At 32.3% G+C, this 24,269-nt stretch carries 20 protein-coding genes; 17 read left to right on the top strand and 3 right to left on the bottom strand.

Annotation, left to right across the window (positions count from 1 at the left end):
* Genes ACY3JJ_RS09035 through ACY3JJ_RS09020 form a run of 4 tightly spaced genes read left to right on the top strand, consistent with a single transcriptional unit; the run spans position 1 to position 4,731 of the window.
* The gene (locus tag ACY3JJ_RS09035) at positions 1–1,713 is read left to right on the top strand and encodes a ribulokinase (RefSeq protein ID WP_463091703.1); all 1,713 of its coding nucleotides are present in this window, start codon (positions 1–3) and stop codon (positions 1,711–1,713) included.
* Between the two features lie 24 nt (positions 1,714–1,737).
* Complete coding sequence (locus tag ACY3JJ_RS09030; RefSeq protein ID WP_463091702.1) at positions 1,738–2,748, top strand: 2-hydroxyacyl-CoA dehydratase family protein; 1,011 nt, start codon at positions 1,738–1,740, stop codon at positions 2,746–2,748.
* Positions 2,723–3,949: a 2-hydroxyacyl-CoA dehydratase subunit D gene (locus tag ACY3JJ_RS09025; RefSeq protein ID WP_463091701.1), complete on the top strand. Its 1,227-nt coding sequence runs from the start codon at positions 2,723–2,725 to the stop codon at positions 3,947–3,949. Before ACY3JJ_RS09030 ends, ACY3JJ_RS09025 begins: the two co-directional genes overlap by 26 nt.
* Entirely contained in the window at positions 3,946–4,731 is a 786-nt protein-coding gene (locus ACY3JJ_RS09020; protein WP_463091700.1) for an acyl-CoA dehydratase activase, read from the top strand. Before ACY3JJ_RS09025 ends, ACY3JJ_RS09020 begins: the two co-directional genes overlap by 4 nt.
* Positions 4,732–4,737: 6 nt before the next feature.
* Here ACY3JJ_RS09020 and ACY3JJ_RS09015 read toward each other — a convergent pair whose 3' ends face one another.
* On the bottom strand, positions 4,738–5,748 hold the full coding sequence (locus ACY3JJ_RS09015) for a LacI family DNA-binding transcriptional regulator (RefSeq protein ID WP_463091699.1): 1,011 nt from the start codon (positions 5,746–5,748) through the stop codon (positions 4,738–4,740).
* Positions 5,749–6,119: 371 nt separating this feature from the next.
* Here ACY3JJ_RS09015 and ACY3JJ_RS09010 point away from each other — a divergent pair, with 371 nt between their 5' ends.
* The 13 genes from ACY3JJ_RS09010 (at position 6,120) to ACY3JJ_RS08950 (ending at position 22,236) form a co-directional block, all read left to right on the top strand.
* Complete coding sequence (locus tag ACY3JJ_RS09010; protein ID WP_463091698.1) at positions 6,120–8,591, top strand: alpha-L-arabinofuranosidase C-terminal domain-containing protein; 2,472 nt, start codon at positions 6,120–6,122, stop codon at positions 8,589–8,591.
* Positions 8,592–8,866: 275 nt separating this feature from the next.
* Positions 8,867–9,616, top strand: a complete 750-nt coding sequence (locus ACY3JJ_RS09005) for a LamG domain-containing protein (RefSeq protein WP_463091697.1) — start codon at positions 8,867–8,869, stop codon at positions 9,614–9,616.
* 30 nt (positions 9,617–9,646) lie between these two features.
* Positions 9,647–10,381, top strand: coding sequence for a LamG domain-containing protein (locus tag ACY3JJ_RS09000; protein ID WP_463091696.1), 735 nt, complete (start codon positions 9,647–9,649; stop codon positions 10,379–10,381).
* A 114-nt stretch (positions 10,382–10,495) separates the two neighbouring features.
* Positions 10,496–11,491 carry a LacI family DNA-binding transcriptional regulator gene (locus ACY3JJ_RS08995; RefSeq protein ID WP_463091695.1) on the top strand — a complete coding sequence of 332 codons (996 nt, stop codon included), beginning with the start codon at positions 10,496–10,498 and terminating at the stop codon, positions 11,489–11,491.
* 22 nt (positions 11,492–11,513) lie between these two features.
* On the top strand, positions 11,514–13,052 hold the full coding sequence (arfA, locus tag ACY3JJ_RS08990) for an arabinosylfuranosidase ArfA (protein WP_463091694.1): 1,539 nt from the start codon (positions 11,514–11,516) through the stop codon (positions 13,050–13,052).
* 18 nt (positions 13,053–13,070) lie between these two features.
* Entirely contained in the window at positions 13,071–13,760 is a 690-nt protein-coding gene (locus tag ACY3JJ_RS08985) for an L-ribulose-5-phosphate 4-epimerase (RefSeq protein WP_463091693.1), read from the top strand.
* Positions 13,761–13,778: 18 nt separating this feature from the next.
* Entirely contained in the window at positions 13,779–15,263 is a 1,485-nt protein-coding gene (locus tag ACY3JJ_RS08980) for an L-fucose/L-arabinose isomerase family protein (RefSeq protein WP_463091692.1), read from the top strand.
* 207 nt (positions 15,264–15,470) lie between these two features.
* On the top strand, positions 15,471–16,718 hold the full coding sequence (locus ACY3JJ_RS08975) for an extracellular solute-binding protein (RefSeq protein WP_463091691.1): 1,248 nt from the start codon (positions 15,471–15,473) through the stop codon (positions 16,716–16,718).
* Between the two features lie 31 nt (positions 16,719–16,749).
* A complete protein-coding gene (locus ACY3JJ_RS08970; protein WP_463083612.1) occupies positions 16,750–17,655 on the top strand; it encodes a carbohydrate ABC transporter permease in 906 nt (301 codons plus the stop codon).
* Positions 17,656–17,659: 4 nt separating this feature from the next.
* Entirely contained in the window at positions 17,660–18,535 is an 876-nt protein-coding gene (locus ACY3JJ_RS08965) for a carbohydrate ABC transporter permease (RefSeq protein ID WP_463091690.1), read from the top strand.
* Position 18,536: 1 nt separating this feature from the next.
* Positions 18,537–19,964 carry a family 43 glycosylhydrolase gene (locus ACY3JJ_RS08960; RefSeq protein ID WP_463091689.1) on the top strand — a complete coding sequence of 476 codons (1,428 nt, stop codon included), beginning with the start codon at positions 18,537–18,539 and terminating at the stop codon, positions 19,962–19,964.
* A 147-nt stretch (positions 19,965–20,111) separates the two neighbouring features.
* On the top strand, positions 20,112–21,086 hold the full coding sequence (locus ACY3JJ_RS08955; protein ID WP_463091688.1) for an NGG1p interacting factor NIF3: 975 nt from the start codon (positions 20,112–20,114) through the stop codon (positions 21,084–21,086).
* Positions 21,070–22,236, top strand: coding sequence for a glycosyltransferase family 4 protein (locus ACY3JJ_RS08950; RefSeq protein ID WP_463083337.1), 1,167 nt, complete (start codon positions 21,070–21,072; stop codon positions 22,234–22,236). The genes ACY3JJ_RS08955 and ACY3JJ_RS08950 overlap by 17 nt, the downstream gene beginning before the upstream one ends.
* On the opposite strand, the gene ACY3JJ_RS08945 is transcribed toward ACY3JJ_RS08950, so the two are convergent.
* Both ACY3JJ_RS08945 and ACY3JJ_RS08940 read right to left on the bottom strand, forming a co-directional pair.
* Positions 22,201–22,788, bottom strand: a complete 588-nt coding sequence (locus ACY3JJ_RS08945; protein ID WP_463091687.1) for a helix-turn-helix domain-containing protein — start codon at positions 22,786–22,788, stop codon at positions 22,201–22,203. The two genes, ACY3JJ_RS08950 and ACY3JJ_RS08945, sit on opposite strands and share 36 nt — an antisense overlap.
* 3 nt (positions 22,789–22,791) lie before the next feature.
* Positions 22,792–24,180 (bottom strand): radical SAM protein, encoded by a 1,389-nt coding sequence (locus tag ACY3JJ_RS08940; protein ID WP_463091686.1) that lies wholly within the window; start codon positions 24,178–24,180, stop codon positions 22,792–22,794.
* Positions 24,181–24,269: the final 89 nt, after the last annotated feature.

The following is a 24,269-nucleotide window of genomic DNA, read 5'->3' as shown; positions in this document are numbered from 1 at the left end:
ATGGGAAAATATGCTATAGGGCTTGATTATGGTACTAACTCTGTTAGAGCTTTAGTGGTTGATATCAATACAGGAGAAGAATTAGGGTCTTACGTTTTTAATTATGAACATGGAGAGGCAGGAATTATTCTCGATCCTAAAAATCCCAATGTGGCAAGACAGCACCCAGCGGATTATATAAAGGGCTTGGAGGTTTCTATAGAGGGGGCTCTCATAGAGGCTGAAAAAAATAATAAAGAATTCAAAAGAGAAGATGTTATAGGAATAGGAATTGATACCACTGGTAGTACACCACTTCCAGTAGATAGAGAGGGAATACCATTAGCTTTTTACGATGAGTTTAAAGATAATATTAACGCTTTAGCATGGCTTTGGAAGGACCATTCCAGTTATGAAGAGGCTGAGGAAATCACGAGATTAGCTAACGAGGGAGGATATCCTTACCTGAGAAAGTATGGAGGAGTATATTCATCGGAATGGTTCTTTTCAAAGATTCTTCACTGTTTACGGGTAGACCCTAAGGTTTTTGATTCTGCTTATACATGGGTAGAGATATGTGATTTTATACCAGGAGTGCTTACAGGTAAACAGAAACCAGAGGAAATAAAGAGGAGCGTATGTGCAGCAGGTCATAAGGCTATGTATAATCCTGAATGGGGTGGACTTCCAAGCAAAGAGTTTTTAGGAAAATTACACCCAAGGCTTGCTGATTTAAGAGACAGACTTTATGATAAAGCTTATACTTCTGATATACCATTTGGTACTATTTCTCCCTATTATGCAGAAAAATTTAGACTAAGGGGAGATGTGGTAGTAGCAGTTGGTGCTTTTGATGCACACATGGGAGGAGTTGGAGCAGGTATAAAGCCAGGTATTCTTGTAAAGGTTATAGGTACTTCTACATGTGATATGATGGTTGTTCCTAACACTGAGAAAATTCCTGATATACCAGGTCTATGTGGTATTGTAGATGGATCTATACTTCCTGGATATTATGGATTGGAGGCTGGACAATCGGCAGTAGGTGATATATTTAACTGGTTTGTTAAATACTTAACTCCAAGAGAATATTTTGGAGAGGAAGCCCGAAGTAAGGATCTTCATCAATTGTTGACTGAGCATGCTCAAAGATTAAAGACTGGAGAAAGTGGGCTTTTAGCCCTTGATTGGAATAATGGTAATAGGACTGTTCTTGTGGATGCAAAACTAACAGGGCTTCTTATAGGACAGACTTTACATACCCGTCCTGAAGAAATATATAGAGCATTGATTGAAGCTACAGCTTTTGGGGCGAGAGTGATTATGGAAAGATTTGAAGAATATGGAGTAAAAGTAAATGAAGTTATAGCTTGTGGGGGAATTCCTGAAAAGAATCCTTTTATAATGCAGATTTATGCTGATGTTTTAGGTAAAACTATAAAAATATCTTACTCTTCTCAGACTCCGGCTCTTGGGGCTGCCATATTTGGGACAGTTGCAGCGGGGTATGAGAGAAGTGGCTATAGAAATGTGGAAGAAGCCCAGAAAGCTATTTGTAGAGTGAAGGACGTAGTTTATAATCCAAGGAAAGAAGATAGAGAGATATATAATAGATTATATAATCTTTATAAAGAATTACATGACATATTTGGTACAAAAGAAGCATCCTATAACCTATATCATGTTATGAAAGATCTTATTGAAATAAGAGATAAAGTTAAAGGAGTAAAGTAATACTTTATGATATAATACCATTTAATGGGAGATATATATGGATATAATGAATTTTTGAAAAATGAGATTAAAAGAGGGGGATATGTGGGGTATATGTGCTCATATATCCCCCCTGAGATTATTCACGCTTCAGGTTTCAAACCACTATTATTAACTTATGATTCTTTGTATCCAGAGAGAGTAGATTCTTATTTTCCTAAATACTTTTGTCCATATCTTAAAAATATAAGTGAATTTCTTTTAAGGGAAGATATAACCCTTGAAAAAGTAGTTGTTACAGATAGCTGTGATTCTTCAAAGAGAATTTATGAATGTTGGAAAGAATTGGGAATAGTTAAAGATGCATATTTTTTAAAAATTCCCTTTGATAGGAGAGAAGAAGATGTATTATATTTCTCTGAAGAATTGAGAGATCTTTATAAGAATTTTTTAAATGGAAAATCTGAAGATAAAATATTAGAAAGTGTTTCTTATTTTAATAATTTAAGAGAAAAAATAATTTGCCACTCAAATAGTTGTTCATTCTTATCTTACTTCTATATTTCTTCTGGAGAGGCTTATATAGAAAAGGAAAAAGATTATGAATATAGAATAAAAGTTTACCTATTAGCTTCTATGATTCCAGTTAGTTTTATCGATTACTTAGAACAATTTGGGATTAAGGTGGAATATATTGACTCATGTTTTGGTAATAAAAATCTGGAAAGGATAGAATCTTATAAAGATGATCCTTATTATAATATTTCTTTTCATTATCTTAATAAAATGTCTTGTATAAGAGATCTGAGTTTAAATAAAAGGTTAGAAAAAATTTTTGTTATAAAGGATAAAATAGATGGTGTAATAATTTACACTCTAAAATATTGTGATCCTATCATATATCATGGAGGTTTATTGAAGAAATTTCTAAAAGAGAATAATATACCGACTCTTATCATTGACGATGATTATACCCTTTCTTCCAAAGAACAAATTAGGACACGTATAGAAGCTTTTATGGAGATGTTATATGAACATAGAGAAAATAATACATGAAAAAAATGACCTATTAAAAAAGCTATTAAATTTTAGTCCAGTATTTTGGGGAGCAGAAGCATTTGTACTTAAAAGATATAAAAATGAGCATGTTACAAAGGTTTCTTATCTTTATGCTATAGATTTGGTACGTTCTATCTATAGTAATAAGAAAAAAGTAGTAATGGTAAATATTTTCACACCAACAGAAATTTTCTATGCTTTAGATTTGTATCCATTACTTCCTGAGGTAGCATCTGGTTTTCTAGGGGCTATGGGTTTAATAAGGAGGCCCCTTCAAGAGAGCGAAGAAGTTGTGAGTGCAGCAGATGTATGTAGTGTGCACAGGGGAATTATAGGTTTGGCAAAACTTAATATTTTCCCTAATCCTGATTATCTTGTAACTTATACTAAACCATGTCATTCTCCTATATATTCTTTTAATATTATTAGCAGATTAAAAGGAGGAGAACTTCTTGTCCTAGATTCTTACGATAAAATAGATCACTTAGCTGAAAATCTTGAGGAATTATATTATTACATGTCTAAAAGGTTGAATATAAAAGATGCAAATGATAAATTAAAAAAGACTATACACCTTTCTAATGAAGCATATAAATATTTTGAAGAGGTTAAAGAACTAAGGAGTGATCATACTGTTATGGATGGCAAAGATTTTCTTGATTTTGCAGCTATGATTTTTTCATCCTTTGGTTCTAAGCATGGGGTTCTATTTTTTAAAACTTTAAGAGACGAGATAAAGAGGAGAATAGAAGAAGGTAAAGAATTAAAACCTAAAATTAGATTATATTGGATGCATCTTGGCCCTTATTTTAAAACCGATTTCTTTTTGTGGATGAGAGAAAAAGGAGCTTATATTGTATTTGAAGAATCCACATCTATATCTTGGGAGATTTTAGATGAAAATAATCCCTTTGAATCGTTAGCCAAAAAAATGCTTAATCTTAAGGCTTTTTCTACTTTAGAGGAGAAATTTAAATTGGGTACAGAGAATGTAAATAAATATAAGGCTGATGGCATAATAATTTTTAATCAATGGGGTTGTAGACAAGGATCAGTACCCTCTTATTTATTAAGAAGAAAATTTATGGAAGAGGGTATTCCTACAATAGTTATAGACGGAGATCTAATTGATGAAACTAATTTTCCGAAAGAGCAAATAAAAACACGTTTGGAGGCTTTTTTTGAGGTGATATCATGAATTACTACTTAGGTGTTGATATTGGATCTACAACTACTAAGATTGTTTTAATATCTGATAGGGGTTTTGATAAAACTGAGATTATTGATTATGGTATACAGGAGACTGGTCCAGATGGAAATAAAACGGCATTGGGGCTTATAAATGACATATTGGATAAGCATGGTATAAGAATGGAAGAGATAAAAAGTATTGTGGCAACAGGATATGGAAGGGTAAAGGTTAATTTTACGGATAAGACTAAGACAGAGATATCTTGTCATGCTAAAGGAGTAAGTTTTATTTTCCCAAATGCAAGAACAATAATAGATATTGGAGGACAAGATTCTAAAGTTATAAAAGTAGGAAAAAATGGGGTAGTTGTTGATTTTGTTATGAATGATAAATGTGCTGCAGGAACTGGGAGATTTTTAGAGATTATGGCAAAAGTTCTTCAGGAAGATCTAAAAAATTTTGGACATATTCACAATATGGTTTCTGATTATATTGAGATAACTAATATATGTACTGTTTTTGCTGAGTCGGAAGTAATAACACTGATTACAGAAGGTATTGAAAAAGAAAAAATAATAAAAGGCTTAAATTATTCAGCGGCCAAAAGGGCATTATCATTAGCAAAAAGGGCAGGTGTAGATAAAGATATAGTTATGAGTGGTGGTGTGGCTAAAAACAAGGGTGTAGTTCAAGCTCTTGAAAATTTACTTGGGTTAAATGTGTATGTTCCTGAAGAACCACAAATAATGGGAGCATTAGGAGCTGCACTTTTTGCCAGAGAAATGTAATTTCCTTTATCTTATAGGGGCTGGTCCAGTAGATTTTCTCACTACAAGGTATGTGTGAATATAAGATACTACTTTTTCTCCCTTTTCAATGAGTCTCAATATTAGTTCAGCTGCTTTAGAGCCTACTTCTTGTTGAGGAAAAACCACAGTAGTAAGAGGAGGGTTTACATAGGAAGCCATCATAATATCATCTAATCCTACAATGGATATATCATCTGGTATTTTTAAGCCTTGATTTTGAGCTTCTCTTAAAGCTCCTATTGCCATCATATCGTTGGAAGCAAAAACTGCTGTTGGTCTTGGATCTAGCTTTAGTATTTTCCTCATAGCTTCTTCTCCACTTCTCATTTTAAAATCTCCCTCAAATATTCTATCCTCTGGTAAATCAATATGGTATCTTTTAAGAGCCATTTTAAAAGCCCTAAGCCTCGCTTGAGCAGTTTCTAAATCTAATGGTCCTGTTATTATAGCAATATCTGTATGACCTAAATTAACTAAGTGAGTTACTGCTTCAGATATTCCTGACTGAAAATCTACTAAAAGTCCGCTTACATCTAATCCCTCAATATTTCTATCAAAAACTACTACCGGAATTCTATTAAGCTTGAGAAGTTCTATAACTGAATCATCTAATCTATTTGTCATTATAATTACACCATCAACATTTCTATCAATAAATCTTTTTATAGAAGTACATCCAAGGTCTGGATCATAGTCTGTATTACATAAAAATAAGCTGTATCCATGCTTTAAGAGTACATTTTCTACTCCAATCACTACAGCAGGATAGAAAGGATTTGTTACATCACTTATAACTAAACCTATTGTATATGTTTTTTTACATTCTCTTTCTGGAGCATAACCTAATTCTTGGGCTATTTTCAATATCTTCATTTTAGTTTCTGGATTTAATGAACCCTTATTATTAAGAGCAAAGGATACAGCTGAGATAGAAACCCCAGCTGCTTTAGCTATATCTTTAAGTTTTACTTTCTTTTTTATCTCCTCTTGTTTCATGGTAATCCCTTTTGTTGAATTAATAAAATTTTATTTTAAACTATACTATTTTTTTTCTTTTTAGTCAACATTTACTCTTGACTTTAAGAAATTTTAAGTTTATATTATTTAGTAAAAGTTTTAGTGAAAAATAAAGATGTATAGTAAGATGAATGTAAAGTTAAAATTTTTTAAGGGTAAGATTTTGATGCAATTAACGTTAATATGAATATAGATATTTTTTAAAATTTTGGTGGTTTCTTTGTTCAAGTTTAATTTTATAAGAGTATGGATGTTTAAATTACAATAATAGCATATATAGACAATGTAAAGTTATTAATATACTTTATTCCGGAAAGGTTTCCATAAATTAGTATAAAAGGAGGTAAAAAATGAGATTTAAAAAAATAATGTTGTTACTTTCTATATGTATGCTTTTAATGTTGAGTATAGAATTAGGGTCTGAAAATATCGATACATTAGAAGTTGATACTTCAAAAAGAGGAATAGAAATTAGTCCTATATTATATGGAGTTTTTTTTGAAGACATTAATTACGCTGGTGACGGAGGATTATATGCGGAGCTAATTCAAAATAGATCATTTGAATTTCCTACCCCTTTACATAGTTGGTCTATAAATTCGTTGGGTAAAGATAAAGCTGGATATATTATTGAAAAGAATAATCCTATAAGTTCTAAAAACCCCACATATTTACGAATTGTTATAAGTAGTATTGATAAAGGAGTACTTATTTCTAACCAAGGATATCATGGTATTACTGTAAAAAAGGGAGAAAATTATAGAGTTGCTCTTTATGCCAGAAGTCCAGATGATAGTATAAAAAATATTTTATTTGAAGTATCGGATAGGAAAGGTAATATTGGATTTAGAGGAATTATAGAAGGAATCGGAAAAAATTGGCAAAAATATGAAAAAACAGTAACTTGTGAGAATGAGATAGAAGATGGAAGGTTTGTAATTACTGTTAATCACAAAGGAATATTAGATTTGGATTTTATATCTTTATTCCCTCAAAACACATGGAAAGGTAGAAAAAACGGTCTTAGATATGATTTAGCAAAGTTAGTTGCAGATCTGAAGCCTTCCTTTGTTAGATTTCCAGGGGGATGTTTAGTACAAGGAAGAACAATGGCTGATGCTTATCGTTGGAAGAAGACTATTGGTGATCCATCTGAGAGACCTACAATACCAAACTTTTGGGGATATTACCAGAGTTTAGGTTTAGGATTTTATGAATATTTTTTATTTTGTGAAGATATAGGAGCGGAACCTGTGCCTGTTATAAATTGTGGTATGGCTTTTCAAGGAAGTGGCCCAAATGATATGGTTCCTTTGGATAAACTTGATGAGTATATACAAGATGCTTTAGATTTAATAGAATTTGCCAATGGTTCGGTAAATACAAAATGGGGAGCTATAAGAGCTCAACTTGGGCATCCTGAACCTTTTAATATGAAATTTATAGAGATAGGAAATGAGCAGTGGGGATACTATTATTATGTGAGATATGAGAAGTTTTATGATGCTATAAAGAGAAAATACCCCAATATAAATGTAATTTTTGGGGTAGGTCCTTCTCCAAGTGGTAAAATTTTTGATGATGGGTGGAATTGGGTTAAGAGTAAAGGAAAAGCAGATTTAGTGGATGAGCATTATTATATGGCACCTGATTGGTTCTTATCTAATACTGATAGATATGCCAACTATGATAAAAATTATAAAGTGTTTGTAGGAGAATATGCTGCCCATGGGAAAGGAAGAAGAAATAATTTAGAGTCTGCATTATCAGAAGCCGCATATCTTATAAATATTGAGAAATATTCGGATGTAGTAAAAATGATTTCTTATGCACCTCTATTTGGAAAAGAAGGAGCAAGTCAATGGCAACCAAATCTTATATGGTTTGATAATAAATCTTCGTATGCTACACCTAATTATTATGTAATTAAGATGCTAAATGACAATAGAGGGAAATATATCTTACCTATGAATTTAAATATTCAAGCAGATCCTTCTAAAATGAATATTACAGGAATGATAGGATTAGGATCTTGGCAAACAGCAGTTGAATATAAAGATTTAACAATAATAGATAATATTACTCGAAGCGTACTTTATGAGGATAATTTTAAAGATACTATGAAAAATTGGATTGTTTTTAGAGGTATATGGACACAAAGGAATGGTGTATTCTCTCAATCTACTCTTTCTGAGAATTGTTTCACTATAACAGGAAATAAAGAATGGAAAAATTATACTATTCATGTAAAGGCAAAGAAAAATTCTGGGAGAGAAGGATTCCTTATAATGTTTGGTGTAAAAGATTTTGATAATTTCTACTGGTGGAATATAGGAGGTTGGGGAAATTCTTATACTGCAATAGAAAAATCTGTAAATGGTATAAAAAGTATAGTAGGAAATTCAGCTAATATTAGAGTGATAGAAGATAAATGGTATGATATCAAGATCGAAGTAAATGGGAATAGAATTCGTTGTTACCTTGACGGAGTATTGGTTCACGATGTAGAGGACGAAATGGAAAAGAAAGAAATTTATGCTAGTGCTGTGGAGGATACAAATGGAGATGTAGTATTAAAGGTGGTTAATATTTCAGAAGAAAATAAAAAGCTTAATATTTCTTTAAAAGGAATTTCTAAAAAGGCTATATTACCTGTTGCAGAGGTAATTGTTTTAACTTCTAATGATTTAAAAGATGAAAATTCTATGGATAATCCTAAAAAGATTTTCCCTCAAATTATGACCTTTAGTGGAGTTGGAGATAATTTTGTTTACGAATTTCCTAAGTATTCTTTGACTATTATTAGGATAAAGAAAAAATAAGTTTGTTAATTCATATTGAGGGGGATTTTGTAATCCCCCTTATCTTCCTATTGACTATTTAAAAGTATGGGGTTAAAATTTAAATAAAAATTTTATTAACAAAGATTATAAAATGATATAGTTTTTATTGAAAATTTTATTTTTATATGTATATGGAAACCTTTCCAGAAATTGAATAACAGGGGGAGGTGATATTTGAAAGATTTTTCAATTCTATGGTGTTTATAAAAGATATAGTTTTAAAATTAAATATTAATTTAAAGGGGGTTTTAAAGATGAAAAAAGCAATAAGTGTATTAGGAGTTTTAGTTATGTTGTTGCTGATTGCAGGATGTAATAAAACAGGAGAAACATCTTTACAACAAATTCAACAGATACCACAAAGGCTTGAACTTCCCAAAGGATTAGTGGCTTATTATCCTTTTGATGGAGATTTAAGAGACGCTAATGGTTTGTTAGGAGAGGGTAAAGTTATTGGTCCTAAAGTTGATCAAACAGGTGGACAAGTAAGTTTTGGAGATGGAGTTGTTGGTAAGGCATTAGTTTTAGATGGAAATTCTGGAGTTTTACTTTATGAAGGGTCTATAGAAACATATGAATATTCTATAGCTCTTTGGATTTACCCTGAGGAATTAAACTATTACACTACCGCGTTTTTTGCAGCTGTAAATTCTGATACTTGGATAAGTATTGTCCCCGGAGGTCATTCATTATTTGAAGGAAGAGCTGGTTTTTGGTCTGGAAGTGCATGGTTTGATGGTTGGACAGATGTTAAATTTGAGGTTGGGAAATGGTATCACTTTGTCGTTACAGTAGATAATGGATTAGTTAAAGTATATATAAATGGAGAAAAAAGATTTGAAGGTAAGAAAGTACAAGATTTATTTAGAGGAGATAAAGTTGTGGTAACTTTAGGAGTAAATTGGTGGGATCTACCCTTTAAAGGTAAAATTGATGAACTAAGAATTTATAATAAGGTTCTAACTGATGAAGAGGTAAGAGAGCTTGCAAGTTTAGGAAAGTAGATTTTTGTAGATGAAGGGGGAATTAAGTGTATGAGAAAGATAGTTAGCTTAATAATTATAACTTTATTAATAGTTTTTTTATCAGGTTGTAGTAAACCCATAACAACATCTTCTGCAGTATTGTTGGCCCATTATAAATTTGAGGAAGATTTAAGTGACTCTGTAGGAAACTATGGTGAAGGACAAGTTTGTGGAGGTAAAGTAGGTGAACCTGGAGGTAATATTACTTACACTGTAGGAATTGATGGAAAAGCGGTTTATTTAGATGGGGCTTCTGGAATACTATTGCCTAATAATTTAATATCTACTTATCAATATAGTATATCGCTTTGGTTAAATGCAGAGACCCTTTCCTATTTTACCCCAGTCTTTTTTGGTGCAGTTAAGAAAGATGTACCAAATGAATGGTTAAGTATAATTCCAGGTGGACATGCTTTATATAATCCTCCAAGTCAACTTGCGGTATGGTCAAATTATAATAATGGACAGGAATGGTATGATGGTAAGATAGAATATACATTAGAAACAGATAGATGGTACCATATTGCAGTAACAGTAAACAATGGTAATATTAAGATATATATAAATGGTGAAAAGAAATTTGATAGTGGTGGTTTTCCAGATCTTTTCACAGGAAAAGATGCTCTTTTTGCTTTAGGAGTAAACTACTGGGATTCACCTTTTAAAGGAGTAATTGACGATTTAAGAGTTTACAATGGTGTTCTAACTGATTCTGAGGTTTTGTCTCTTGCCACAAAACAATAAATATGTTTTTTACATGAGGTAGGAGGGGTTACTAAGCTTCTCCTACCTCATTTTTATATTGAAAAATTTTTAAAAATATAGTATAAATTTTACTAAAAAAAGAGGGAGATTAAAGTGAGACATGTTACAATAAGAGATGTTGCAAAATTGGCTGGTGTTGGAATTGCTACAGCTTCCAGGGCCCTTAATAATAGAGGGGAGGTTAGTCCAGCTACAAGAAAAAGGGTTCTGGAGGCTGCACAAAAATTAGGGTATGTACCTAATTCTCTTGCCAGAGGTCTTTTATCTGGAAAAACAAAAAAAATTGGAGTAATTATTACTACTATATTAAATCCATTTTATGCTAATTTAGTAAGTGGTATAGAAAGCATTCTGGTATCAAGAGGGTATAATTTAATTTTATATAACTCCAACGAGGATCCCAAAAAAGAGAAAGAAGCAATTCTTTCATTAATAGGACAGAGAGTAGATGGCATTATATTAGCTCCTATTGAATATGAATCTCAAAATGTAAAATATCTTTGTGAGAATCAGATACCTTTTGTATTAGTGGCAAGAAGAACAGCTGATGAAAATACAAACTATGTAGTTTGTGATGATTTCTTAGTGGGAAAAATGGCCACAGAACATTTGATAGAAAGAGGGTATAGAAAGATTTTTTTTCTTAACTCATGGAGAAACTCTAGTGCAAAATTAAGGTTAGAAGGATATAAAACTGCTTTAAGAGAGGCAGGTTTATTGATTAATCCGAAACTTATTTATTCTTTACATCCAAATTCAGATTTAAAAGTTATTATAGAGAATATTTTTTCTTTGAAAACAAGACCAACTGCTATTTTCTGCTTTTGTGATTCTATAGCTGTAGAAGTTATGAAAATTTTAAAAAATATGAAACTTAGAATACCTGATGATGTTGCTATAGTGGGATGTGATAATTTAGATTATACGGAGTTATTAAATCCGTCTCTTACAACTATTGATATATCAAAGTATGATATGGGTGTAAAAGCAGCAGAAGCTCTTTTAGAGATCTTAAATACTGAAAATGCTGAGAAACATTTATTTCAAAAGGTTTTTAAACCTAAGTTGGTGGTAAGAGAATCTACTTAAAATATAAGGAGGTTGTAATGTTATGAAAAAGGCTAAGGTTATATTGGATAAAGATTTTACGATTTCAGAAGTAGATAAAAGGATTTATGGGTCTTTTATTGAACATTTAGGAAGAGCTATATATACAGGGATTTATGAGCCTGGTCATCCTCAGGCCGATGAACAAGGATTTAGAAAAGATGTTATTGAGTTAGTAAAGGTCCTTAAAACTCCAATTATAAGATATCCTGGAGGCAACTTTGTTTCAGGATACAATTGGGAAGATGGTGTGGGACCAAAAGAGCAAAGACCTAAAAGACTTGAGCTTGCTTGGAGAAGTATAGAACCAAATGAGGTTGGGATAAATGAATTTGTAGATTGGACTAAGAAGGTTGGCTCTGAAGTAATGATGGCGGTAAATTTAGGGACTCGTGGTATTGATGAAGCACGAAATTTAGTAGAATATTGTAATTTTCCTGGAGGTACATTTTATAGTGATTTAAGGAAGAAGCATGGTTATCCAGAACCTCATAAAATAAAAGTTTGGAATCTTGGGAATGAAATGGATGGGGAATGGCAGATAGGACACAAATTACCTCATGAATATGGAAGATTGGCAAGAGAAGTAGCAAAAGTTATGAGGCAGGTTGATCCAAACATAGAACTTGTTGTATGTGGAAGTTCAGGTCCTGGTATGCCTACTTTCCCAGAATGGGAGAGAATTGTCCTTGAACATACATATGATGTGGTGGATTATGTATCTTTACATTACTATGCTAATTTTCCAAGTGGTCCTGAGTTTATTGAGTTACCTAATAATCCAGATTTAGCAAGTTTTATGGCAAAGAATTTAGATATGGATAGATTTATTAAGACTGTAGTATCCACAATAGAATATGTAAAGGCTGTTAAAAGAGCTAAGAAAGATATTTATATATCTTTTGATGAATGGAATGTGTGGTATCATTCATTTAATAAAGATAGAAAAATTGAACCATGGCAGATAGCACCGCCTCTTCTTGAGGAAGATTATAATTTTGCTGATGCTATACTTGTGGGATGTATGATCATAACACTTTTAAGACATGCTGATAGAGTTAAAATTGCATGTTTAGCTCAATTGGTTAATGTGTTGGCTCCTATAATGACAGTTAAAGGTGGTATAGCATATAGACAGACTATTTATTATCCTTTCTTGCATGCTTCAAATTATGGACATGGAATAGTTCTAAATCCCAAGATAGATTCTCCTAAATATGATTCAAGGCTTTACACAGATGTGCCTGTTATAGAAACTATTGCAACATACGATGAAGAAGAAGATACGATAAATATATTTGCAGTTAATAGAGATGCAAAGGAAGATTTGTTGGTAGAGTATAACTTGAAGGGGTTTGAAAAATTTATAGTACTTGAGAATATAGTATATGAAAACAATGATCCTTTTGAAGGAAATACCCCTGAAAATCCTGATAAGGTTGTACCTCATTTAGCAGATAATGCCAAGGTTAACAATAATATTCTTGAGGTTTTACTTCCAAGATTGTCTTGGAACGTTATTAGATTGAAAAAGATAAATTGATGAAAAGGGGTAGTTAATATGCTGTTACCCAAGTTAAGAAAAGAAGTATATGAGATGAATATGGAACTTCCTAAAAATGGTCTTGTTGTTATGACAAGTGGAAATGTAAGTGGAAGAGATTTTGAGACAGGATATATAGTCATAAAACCAAGCGGAGTAAAATATGAAGATTTAACACCAGAAAAGATGGTAGTGGTAGATATTGAAGGAAATATTGTGGAAGGAGATTTAAAACCTTCAGTAGATACTCTTTCACATCTTGTGGTTTATAAAGGCCGTAAAGATATAGGTGGTATTGTTCATACTCATTCACCCTATGCTACAAGCTTTGCATTATTAGGTAAACCTATTCCTGTTTATCTTACTTCTCATGCAGATTATTTTGGTGAAGAAATACCTGTTGCGAGATATGCTTCTCCATTACCATTAGAAGATGTAGGTAATGCGTTATTAGAAGTAATAAATAAAGAGGATAGACCAGAATGGGTAAAGAAGCACTTACCTTTTGTACCAGTAGTGCTTTTAAAAAGTCATGGTGTTTTTACTTTTGGAAGGACACCATCGGAAGCCCTGAAATATGCTGTGATGGTAGAAGAAATTGCTAAGACTTGTTATTTGGCTTTAACAATAGGTAAACTTGATCTCCTTCCTAAGGAAGAGATTGAAAAATGGTTTAAAAGGTTTCATGAGGTTTATGGACAAAAATAAAATAAGGAGGTGATTTTTTTGAAAAATGTTCCTGAAGTGAAACTTGGTATAGTAGCTGTAAGTAGAGATTGTTTTCCTATTGAGCTTTCTCGTAATAGAAAAAATAAAGTAATTGAGGAATGTAATAAAAAAGAAATACCGATAATAAATGTGGAAACAATAATAGAAAACGAAAATGATACTGTTAAAGTATTAAATGAAATTAAAGAAAAAGGGATAAATGCTTTGGTAATTTATCTTGGAAATTTTGGTCCTGAAGGTCCTACATCTCTGCTTGCTCAAAATTTTGATGGGCCTGTTATGGTATGTGCAGCTGGAGAGGAAACGGGTAAAGATTTATTCAATGGTAGAGGAGATGCTTACTGTGGTTTTCTAAGTTTATGTTATAACCTTGGTCTAAGAAATGTAAAAGCTTATATACCACATTATCCTGTGGGTTTACCTTCAGAAATTGCAGAAATGATAAAGGATTTTATACCAATAGCAAGAACTATTCTTGCTTTAAAGAAATTAAAGATCTTCTCTTTTGGTCCAAGACCTCAAGATTTTGTTACAATGCACACACCTATAAAACCCCTATATGATATAGGTATATCTATAATGGAGAATAGTGAATTAGATCTCTACGATGTATATAAGCGAGCTGAAAACGACCCAAGAATTCCTGAAGTGATGGAAGATATGGCTAAAGAGCTTGGAACTGGAAATAAATATCCAGAATTGCTAAGAAAATTAGCTCAATATGAAATTGCATTAATTGATTTTATGGAGAAAAACTTAGGTGCTTCTGAATTTGGTATATTTGCAAATAAGTGTTGGCCGGCCTTTGAGAAATATTTTGGTTTTGTTCCTTGTTATATAAATTCAAGACTTGCAACAAGAGGAATCCCTGTTGCTTGCGAGGTTGATGTTTATGGTGCACTTAGTGAATATATTGTTTATACTACCAGTGAGATGCCAGCTACTCTTTTAGATGTAAATAATACTGTACCTTATGATATTATGGAAGAGCAAAAAGATAAAATGAAAGATTATAAACCTACAGATCTATTCATGGGATTTCATTGTGGAAACACTCCTTCTTGTTGTCTTATTGATTATTCTATGAGATATCAATTGATTATGCATAGATTAATGGAGCCAGATAAGGAGCCTAATATTACCAGAGGTACTTTAGAAGGAAGATTAAGACCTGGTGAAATGCTCATATTTAGGTTACATGCAACTCCTGATGCAAGATTAATCTCATATGTTGCTGAAGGAGAAATTCTTGATATGGATCCAAGATCTTTTGGTAGCATAGGTGTTTTTGCAATTAGAGAGATGGGAAGATTCTATAGATATGTGATGTTAGAAAAGAAATTTCCTCATCACACTGCAGTTGGTTTTAAGCATGTTGCAAGATATATTTATGAGGTGCTGAAACTACTTGGTATAGAGGAAATTTATTATAATTTAGGACCCAATGAAAGATATCCTCATGAAAATCCTTTTTTAAAATAGAGTGAGATAAGGTTCTAAAGGGGAGCATCAATATGTGCTCCCCTTTTTGATGAGCTATATGAAAACCTTTTCGGTTAGGATTAATGTGTTAAATATAAGAAAGAAATTTAGATAAATAAAGGATTTTAAAATTTATACTTGACATTTATGTTTTTGGTTGATAAAATTTTTAATGAAAATTTTATTAAAGTATGGGAGGTGACCTCTGTGAAAAAGAGTCTTCCACTAAGTATCCTTTTGATTCTTCTTCTGTTTATTCTCAATATTTCTTCATCGCAAACCAAAGTTCAAATTACTTTTATGACCCCATTAAGTGGTGCTGATGGAGCATATATGGACCAAATAATACAGAATTTCAACAAGGAAAATCCTGATGTAAATGTGGTCCACATGGTTGTAGGTAGTTCAGTTGAATATAAGCAAAAGTTATCGACTGGTTTAGCTACCAAGTCTGCCCCACAGGTTCTTCTTATTAGAAAGTTTGATTTACCAATGTATCTTAATCAAATGAAGGGATTCACATTAGGAGAATTAGCAAAATACGGAGTGAATATAAAAGATGTATACCCTAATTTATTGGAAGGTTTAGTTAAAGATAACAAGTATTATGGAATACCACTTGATGTATGGATTTTTTACATGGCATACAACAAAGCAAATTTCAAAAAAGCAGGGCTTGACCCTGAGAGGCCTCCAAGAACAAAGGATGAGTTTATTAAGGCAATGGAGGCTTTAAAGAAAATAACACCAAAAGGATTAACACCTTACTATGAAAATCCTACATGGGCTTGGATATTTGTTCATTTTCTCTGGCAATTTGGTGGAGATCTTTTGACTCCTGATTTTAAGAAGCCAGCATTTAAAGATGCAGCTGTTCAAACCCTTAAATTCCTTATGGATCTCCAAGAAAGAGGTATTTTCCCAAAAGCTGCTGTAGATCCTGGTCCACCATTCCAATCAGGTCAAACTTCTGTCTTAATTACTGGAATATGGACTATAAACCCATGGTTGCAGGCTCTTGGAAAGGATTTTGGGTATGCCCCATGTCCACAAGTGGGTACTAAAAAAGCAGTATTTGGTGGTTCCCATATTATAGCTTTGCCTGAAGTTATGGTTCAAGATTCTAAGATATATCAAGCTTCAATGAGATGGGTAAAATATTTATGGGATCATGCTCTTGATTGGTATGCAGCAGGGCAAACTCCTTCAAGAAGGTCTATAGCTACTTCTGATGAATTAAAGAAGAAACTACCCCATATATATGTGGTTGCACAGCAATTACCATATGTAAAAACATTTCAATTCTTCCCTTACATTTCTGAAGTATTAGATGAAATAGCAGTCTATTTAGAGGATGTTCTTATAACAAGAAAATTAACTCCTGAGCAAGCAATGGAAAGAGCTGAAAAAGCTGTGCAGAGGATTCTTGATGATTATTGGTCAACAGCAAGGTAAATATATAAGGGAGAGATATGAAATGGCTACTATGAAACTGAAAATTTTTTCTAATAAAGTGTGGTGGGAGCTTGGGAACTGGGGGTTCCTGCTCCCCCACTTTTTCTTTTTTGTTTTGTTTATTATTATTCCACTTATCTCAAATATACAGATAAGTTTTTATAATTGGAATCTTTTAGGACAAAAAACTTTTGTGGGGTTTCAGAATTTTGTGCGTATTTGGACAGATGATAGATTTTGGCTTGCAGTAAAAAATACAGTAATTTTTGCAGTTGTTAGTATACCGTTAGTAATTATAGTTGCTATGATTATTGCCTTAATACTTAACCAAAAGATTTATGGTAAATTATGGTTATTAATAGCTTTTGTTTCTCCCACATTCTTTGGTTCTGTTGGTATCCTTACAACTTGGAAATGGATATATGCATCTTATCCAACAGGTCTTCTAAATTATTATCTTACAAAATTTGGTATTCTTAGTGAAGCTATTTCTTGGTTTGAGACTCCTGCCAGAGCATGGCTTTGTATAATTATAACCACTGTATGGTGGATTGTTGGATTCAGTGTTTTACTATATCTTGGTGCTTTACAAAGAATACCTCCTGAGCAATATGAGGCTGCAAAAATTGACGGGGCTGGTCCTTGGAGAATTTTCTGGAATGTAACTCTTCCTTGGATGAGAAATGTACTCTTTTTTGATGTTGTAAGACAAGTACTTTTAGCGTTCGGATTATTTGACCAGGTTTATTTCTTTACTGGAGGTGGACCTGCAGGAAGTACAAGGACAATGGTTTATTATCTCTATTTAATTGGTTTTACTCGTCAAGAATTAGGACAGGCTGCTGCTATTTCATGGTATATATTTGCAATTGTGTTAATTTTTGCTTTGATTCAACTTTTTATGCTTACTAAGACAATTAGAAGTGCAGAGGAGTGAAATTATGCAAGAAAAAAACTGGCTGAAACTCTTAAAGAGTAATAAAGAACTACAAAGAATAGTATTATCAATTATACTTTGGATAATTGCTGCTATTTGGTATATTCCTATTTTTTGGATGTTATCTACATCCTTGAAATCTTCGCAAGTTGCTATAACTGAGAATCCTCCAAGATGGATCCCTCAAGAACCTACCCTTGAAAATTATAAGATCGTATTTTCACCTGCCAGTGGTATAAGTGTAATGAGGGGGATAATAAACAGCTTCTTTGTGGCAATTATTTCAACCTTTTTGGGTCTTGTTATAGCTACTCCAGCTGCTTATGCTTTATCAAGATTAAGATTTAGAGGAAAAAATGCAATTTTTTGGAGCTATGTAGCTATTCTTGCTTTTCCTGGGGTATTATTTTTGGTGCCTCAATATTTTATTATTCATAGATTAGGGCTTATGGATAATTATTTGGCATTGATATTGCCCGGTCTTGGAAGTACTTTTGGAGTATTTTTGTTAAGACAGTATATGTTAGGTATTCCAAGAGAATTGGAGGATGCAGCTTGGATTGATGGTTGTTCCAGATTAAGATTTTTAGTTACTGTTGTTTTGCCTTATGTTAAGCCAGCTTTAACTACTTTAGCCTTAATGTCCTTTTTAGGATCTTGGAATAGTTTCTTATGGCCTTTACTTGTATTGAACTCTCCTGAAAAATTAACTCTTCCCATAGCATTGGTAAGGTTTAGTGCGGGTTGGGGAGATCCTTTTAGAGGAATTGGACCTTTAATGGCAGGAGCTTTTGTATCAGTAGCTCCAACTTTAATTATATTTATTGTTTTCCATAAGTATCTAATGCAAGGAATCTCTTTAAGTGCAGGTGAGAAATGATATGATAAAGAAGATAATATTGATAGCTATTTTGTTATTAATTATATCCTGTAAAAATGTTTATACTCAGAGTATTTTATATCCTCCTGAACCACCAAAAATAGAGTTATTTGATGCTTCTATTGTAAATGATGAAAAGAAATGGTCTATTAATAATGTTCATGACCCTTCCATAATTAAGGCTCATAATGGTTGGTACTATATTTACTCTACTGATGTAAAAGCTTATGGAATTCCAAGACCTGGAATTCAGATAAGAAAATCAAAAGATCTTATAAATTGGCAGTTTGTAGGATATGTTTTTGACAATGATAAATATGTTTTTAAAGGTATCCCTCAAGAAGCCTTTGAATGGAGCAGAGCTTCTACTTTATGGGCTCCTGATGTAAAATTCTTTAATAATAAGTACTATCTTTATTATTCTGCATCTACTTTTGGAAAGAATCAATCATATATTGGATTAGCAACATCTCCTAATCCAGAAGGACCATGGAAGGATGAAGGCTTAGTTATAAAATCTAAGCAAGGTGATCCTGTTAATGCTATTGACCCATGTCTAATTTTTGATGAAAATGGAGATACATGGCTTTCTTATGGATCTTTTTGGACAGGTATATATTTGATTAAAATTGATAAAAGAAATGGAAAACCAGCAGAAAAGGGCTTTGGTGTAAATATAGCAAGGAGAAAAGGAACAGTTTCTGGTGCAATTGAAGGTTCTTATATAATTTATAATCCTAAATTCAAGAAATATTATCTATTTGTGTCTTACGATTCTTTATCTTTAGATTATAATGTGAGGGTTGCAAGATCTGATAGAATTACAGGACCTTATTTGGATTATAATGGTAATGTTATGACCGATTTAACACTTCCTCCTAATGAGGTGGGTACTAAGATACTTGGTGGTTATAAATTTAAGAATGATGATGGTTGGATAGCACCAGGTCATAATTCAGTACTTGTGGATGGTGATGACTGGTATATAGTACATCATGCTAGGCCTGCTTTAAATAAGAATTGGATGTATTTACATATTAGGAGAATTATATGGACAGATGATGGATGGCCGGTAGTATTACCTGAAAGGTATGCAGGAGAGAAAATTCAAGAAATTCCTCAAAGTTTAATAATAGGTGTCTGGGAGAGAATTGTATTGGATCCTTATGTAAAAATACAAGCAGAATCACAAGAGATAAATCTTTTAAATAATGGATATGTAGAAGGTGATAATAAAAGAGGAATTTGGGAATTTTTGTCTCCTAATACTTTAAAAATTAAATGGGTAGTGGATGAAAGACAACAAAAATATGAATCAGAGACTGTAAAAATTTTACCAGCATGGGATTTTGAAAATTGGAAACCTACTCTTGTTTTTACTGGTTTAAGTGGAAAAGGTATAGCAATTTGGGGAAAAAAGATTAAATAGCTTTTTGAAATAAACTATCTAAGGGACTATCCTTTATTTTTAATTTATGAATAAGGATAGTCCCTTTTTTGTTTAAAAAGATTTTTATTGTTATAATATAAGTAAATTGGGTGAATAAATAAGGAAAATTAGGAGGATTTTAGAGATATGAAACTAAAAGAAATATACGAACTTTTTGTTAAACTTGGTATGGAGAATGATCCGAGAGGATGGGATAAGGTTCAAGAGATTTTAGAGAGAGCAAAAAAAGACTATGAGAAAATGGATGAAAAAAGTAAAAATAAATTTGACAAAGAAAAGTTATTTAACCCTTATGCAGATACAAGAATCTTAAATGGGGATATTGAAAGGGAAGTAAAGAGAGTCCTTGTAGGAATTGATATTGATACTTCAGAAATTCTTTTAGCAAAAGAGCTTGAAAGAAATGGTATTAAGATAGATTTAGTGATTTCTCATCATCCTGCTGGTCCAGCTTATGCAAATTTTTATGAGGTTATGCATTTACAAGAGGATTTACTCTCTAAAATTGGTGTACCTATTAACTATGCAGAAGGTGTCATGTATCCCAGAATATTAGAAGTAGAAAGAAAAGTTATGCCAGCTAACCATAATAAAAGTGTAGATGCAGCAAGATTGCTAAATATCCCTTTCATGTGTTGTCATACTCCTGCAGATAATTGTGTAGCTACTTATCTTCAGAAAATATTTGATTTGAGAACTCCGTATGATTTACAAGAAGTTTTAGATATACTTGAGGAAATACCAGAATATCGAGAGGCAGGAAGAAGAAATAATCCTCCTAAAATCCTTGTTGGTAATCCTAAAAATAGAGCAGGAAAGATTTTTGTGGATATGACTGGAGGAACGGAAGGTCCTGTAGATATAATTTCTAAACTATCAGAGGTAGGAGTAGGAACGATAGTAGGGATGCATATGAGTGATGAACATAGGAAAGAGGCTGAAAAATATCATATAAATGTGGTTATTGCAGGGCATATGGCTTCTGATTCATTAGGTATGAATATTCTTATGGATTACTTAGAGAGAAATGGTATTGAGATTTTAAATTGTGCAGGCTTTATTAGAGTTTCGAGGGTGAATGGTAATGAAGGAAAAAATTAAAGTTAATATAGTTTCAGAAGCTCAAGCTTGGAAGGTAGAAGGTCAAGGGGTTTATACAGCTACTCTTGTTCTTATGGAAGCTTTGAAAAAAAGAAATGATGTGGAAGTATATTTAAATGGAAGTGGATTATATGATATAGCTCATTTACATACTCCGGGCCCATATGCAGTAAGTAAGGGACTTCTTACTGGTAAAAGGCTTGTAATATCAGCTCATGTAGTTCCTGAATCAGTTTTAGGAAGTTTAGTTTTAGCTAATGTTTGGCTTCCCTTTTTTACCCTCTACCTTAAAAATTACTATAATTTAGCTGATGTGGTTGTAGCAGTAGCTCCAAGAGTAAAAAGGGATTTAGAGGAGATAGGAGTAAAGGCTCCTATTGTCTTTGTCCCTAATCCTGTAAATTTAGAAAGATTTTATCCAGATTTAAAATTAAGAGAAGAGGGTAGAAAAAGATTAGGTATTAATAACAAAGATTTTATGGCTATTTGTTCTGGTCAGTTACAACCTCGAAAAGGTGTAGATACTTTTATTGAGGTGGCCAAAAGTTTGCCATATATAAAATTTGTATGGGTAGGAGGACAGCCCTTCTCAGTTTTAACAGCTGGTTACATGGAGATGAATGAAAAGATAAAGACTGCTCCTTCTAATGTTATCTTTACTGGACTTGTACCCTATGAAGATATGCCCTTGTATTTGAATGCAGCTGATATATTCTTTTTCCCATCTTTTCAAGAGAATTTTCCAATGGCTGTCTTGGAAGCTGCATCTTGTGGTTTACCCTTACTTCTTAGGGACAATGTGGAATATAAAGAACCGTATAAAGATAAGTATATTCCAGCCAAAAATGATGAAGAGTTTAGAAATTATATTGTAAAATTATTTGAAGATAATAGCTTTAGAGAAGAATATAAGAAGAAAGCTTTAATGCTTGCTCATGAATATAGTACAGATAATGTAGCCCAAATGATGATGGATGTTTACAGAGAAGTTTTAAAAAATCCTCCAAGAATGCGTAGAGATTACATTACCTTAGAACCTTTTAGGGAGGAATGGAGGAAAATATTTCGTAATGTAAAATATAAAGATATTTCCCATTCCTCCCTACGTAGGAGATCAATCTTGAAGAAGACCGAAGATAAAATTTACTAATAATTTCTTTTCTTCTGAAGCCAACTGATTTAAGGATGTTATATAATCATCAATACTTTTTTTAACACTACTTTCTGGAATTAATTTATATAGATTCTTTGTATAACTCATTAGTAAGAAAGGTATTACAAGGAGAATCAATTCCCAATTAGATTGATAATTTGATAATAGAAAAGCTAAGAAAGATTTTAATTCCTTAGAAAGCTTTATTTCACTAAGTAGTAACGTTATAAAGGATATTACTATAAGCAATGGTTTAGAATACTTTTCTAAATTATTATTCTCTTTATTTATGTTTTGTTGAATCCCATCTTTTATCTCTTTTGGTAGAAAGAATACTTTGCCTCTACCCTTTTTATTATTTTGGAAATCTTTTAGATATACCATATCTATATAACCATCTTTAGATAAAGTTTGGAGAATATCGTACGCTGTAGCTGGACTTACTGATAGTCTCTGAGCTACTTCTTCATAGTGAATTGGCCTATTGTATGTTTTATATAAACTTCTTAATGTCTCTAAAAATTGTATTCTCCTTTTTGTAAGGCTCACCTTTTATTTCACTCCTATCTTTTCTTCAGTATTTTCTTCTTGTATATTTCCATAGAATTCCTCTTTCCATATAGGATTAAGTACTCTTCTCAAATTCTTGGCATATTCATCCAGGATATTGGAGAATTTAGTTATCACATCATCTGCACCCTCATGAGTAGGATGTGCTCCTGTTTTAGCAACAATTTCCCTAAGAATCCAAGGAGAATCAATAATCATACAAGGTAGCAAAAGATTTTCATGGAATGGTTGTCTTTTTCTTATTTCTTTGAAGAAATCTGAATTTAATACTTCTATAAGAGATTTTTCCTTAATATTGTCTACTGCAAAATGGGTAAATATGCAAGGTTCTACTTCTCCTTTATTGTTTATATGGAGATATTTTCTGCCACCTGCTATACAGCCACCCACATAGGGTGCATCATTCCAAAAGTCCATTGGGAATATGGGTAAATGACCTCTAATTTTTCTTATAAACTTTCCATATTCTGCCCTTTGTTCAGGAGTAGGCATTAATGACGGATCGTCATCCTTTCCAACAGGCATATAGAGGAAAGTCCAACCAAAGAAAGCACCTTTATCAGCTAACCATTGATAAAATTCTGGTTTAGTTACTGCATCATAGTTGTATCTTGTAAGAGTTATAGAATAACCAAAAGGAATACCTGCTTCTTTTAAAAGATCCATAGCCTTTATAACTTTTTCATATACACCATTACCTCTTCTTTTATCTGTTTCTTCTTGACCACCTTCAATTGAGAGAACTGGAACTACATTTTTACTTTTCCAAAATCTTTCTATTTTATCTTCATCTAAAAGAGTTGCATTTGTAAAAATTTGAAATACAGATCTTTTATGTCTATTAACAATATCCAATAATTCTGGATAAACAAAAGGCTCTCCTCCTAATATGGTATAAAAATATGTACCAATATCTTCTCCCTCTTTTATTATTCTTTCAAGAACCTCGGGAGGAAGATCATCTTCTTTTCTGTAATTTCCTGCATAGCATCCTATACATCTGAGATTACATCTCATAGTAGGACTGATAAGGATAGTATAGGGGGTAGGTATGTTCTTTTTTTGGTTATTTTTGTCAAAATATACCCAGAAAAACCCTACGTTTAGTATTACATTTGTGAAAATTCTACTTGCATAATTAGGATCGTAATCGGTAAATGCCCTGTGAATTAAGCGCTTCACTGCAGGTTCATTACATAAATATTCCTCTACAGTATCAAGTATTTTGTCGGTACCTTCATCAGGGCTAAATTTTCTTGCCAAATTTATAAGTTTAGGGATTCTTTTTTCATGATTCTTTGAAACATATTTAAATAGGTTTTCAAAGAGTATGTCACCTATGTGCATTTTAATTTTTAATCCTGTATTCATCCTCTCACCTCCAAAAAATCCAAAATAACCAAAATTTTATATAATTATAGATCTCAATTTTCTAAAGGTCAATAATGTAACTTTGTTGT

The organism is Dictyoglomus sp. DH, assembly GCF_055181375.1.
This window is presented reverse-complemented; position numbering and strand designations above follow the sequence as displayed.

What these genes read in the sequence shown, in the direction of transcription:
- ACY3JJ_RS09020 (WP_463091700.1), top strand. Translation starts at nt 3,946, where the DNA reads ATGAATTACTACTTAGGTGTTGATATTGGATCTACAACTACTAAGATT.
- ACY3JJ_RS09015 (WP_463091699.1), bottom strand. Translation starts at nt 5,748, where the DNA reads ATGAAACAAGAGGAGATAAAAAAGAAAGTAAAACTTAAAGATATAGCT.
- arfA (WP_463091694.1), top strand. Translation starts at nt 11,514, where the DNA reads ATGAAAAAGGCTAAGGTTATATTGGATAAAGATTTTACGATTTCAGAA.
- ACY3JJ_RS09035 (WP_463091703.1), top strand. Translation starts at nt 1, where the DNA reads ATGGGAAAATATGCTATAGGGCTTGATTATGGTACTAACTCTGTTAGA.
- ACY3JJ_RS09005 (WP_463091697.1), top strand. Translation starts at nt 8,867, where the DNA reads ATGAAAAAAGCAATAAGTGTATTAGGAGTTTTAGTTATGTTGTTGCTG.
- ACY3JJ_RS08940 (WP_463091686.1), bottom strand. Translation starts at nt 24,180, where the DNA reads ATGAATACAGGATTAAAAATTAAAATGCACATAGGTGACATACTCTTT.
- ACY3JJ_RS09000 (WP_463091696.1), top strand. Translation starts at nt 9,647, where the DNA reads ATGAGAAAGATAGTTAGCTTAATAATTATAACTTTATTAATAGTTTTT.
- ACY3JJ_RS08960 (WP_463091689.1), top strand. Translation starts at nt 18,537, where the DNA reads ATGATAAAGAAGATAATATTGATAGCTATTTTGTTATTAATTATATCC.
- ACY3JJ_RS08970 (WP_463083612.1), top strand. Translation starts at nt 16,750, where the DNA reads ATGAAACTGAAAATTTTTTCTAATAAAGTGTGGTGGGAGCTTGGGAAC.
- ACY3JJ_RS08965 (WP_463091690.1), top strand. Translation starts at nt 17,660, where the DNA reads ATGCAAGAAAAAAACTGGCTGAAACTCTTAAAGAGTAATAAAGAACTA.
- ACY3JJ_RS09025 (WP_463091701.1), top strand. Translation starts at nt 2,723, where the DNA reads ATGAACATAGAGAAAATAATACATGAAAAAAATGACCTATTAAAAAAG.
- ACY3JJ_RS09030 (WP_463091702.1), top strand. Translation starts at nt 1,738, where the DNA reads ATGGGAGATATATATGGATATAATGAATTTTTGAAAAATGAGATTAAA.
- ACY3JJ_RS08950 (WP_463083337.1), top strand. Translation starts at nt 21,070, where the DNA reads ATGAAGGAAAAAATTAAAGTTAATATAGTTTCAGAAGCTCAAGCTTGG.
- ACY3JJ_RS09010 (WP_463091698.1), top strand. Translation starts at nt 6,120, where the DNA reads ATGAGATTTAAAAAAATAATGTTGTTACTTTCTATATGTATGCTTTTA.
- ACY3JJ_RS08955 (WP_463091688.1), top strand. Translation starts at nt 20,112, where the DNA reads ATGAAACTAAAAGAAATATACGAACTTTTTGTTAAACTTGGTATGGAG.
- ACY3JJ_RS08985 (WP_463091693.1), top strand. Translation starts at nt 13,071, where the DNA reads ATGCTGTTACCCAAGTTAAGAAAAGAAGTATATGAGATGAATATGGAA.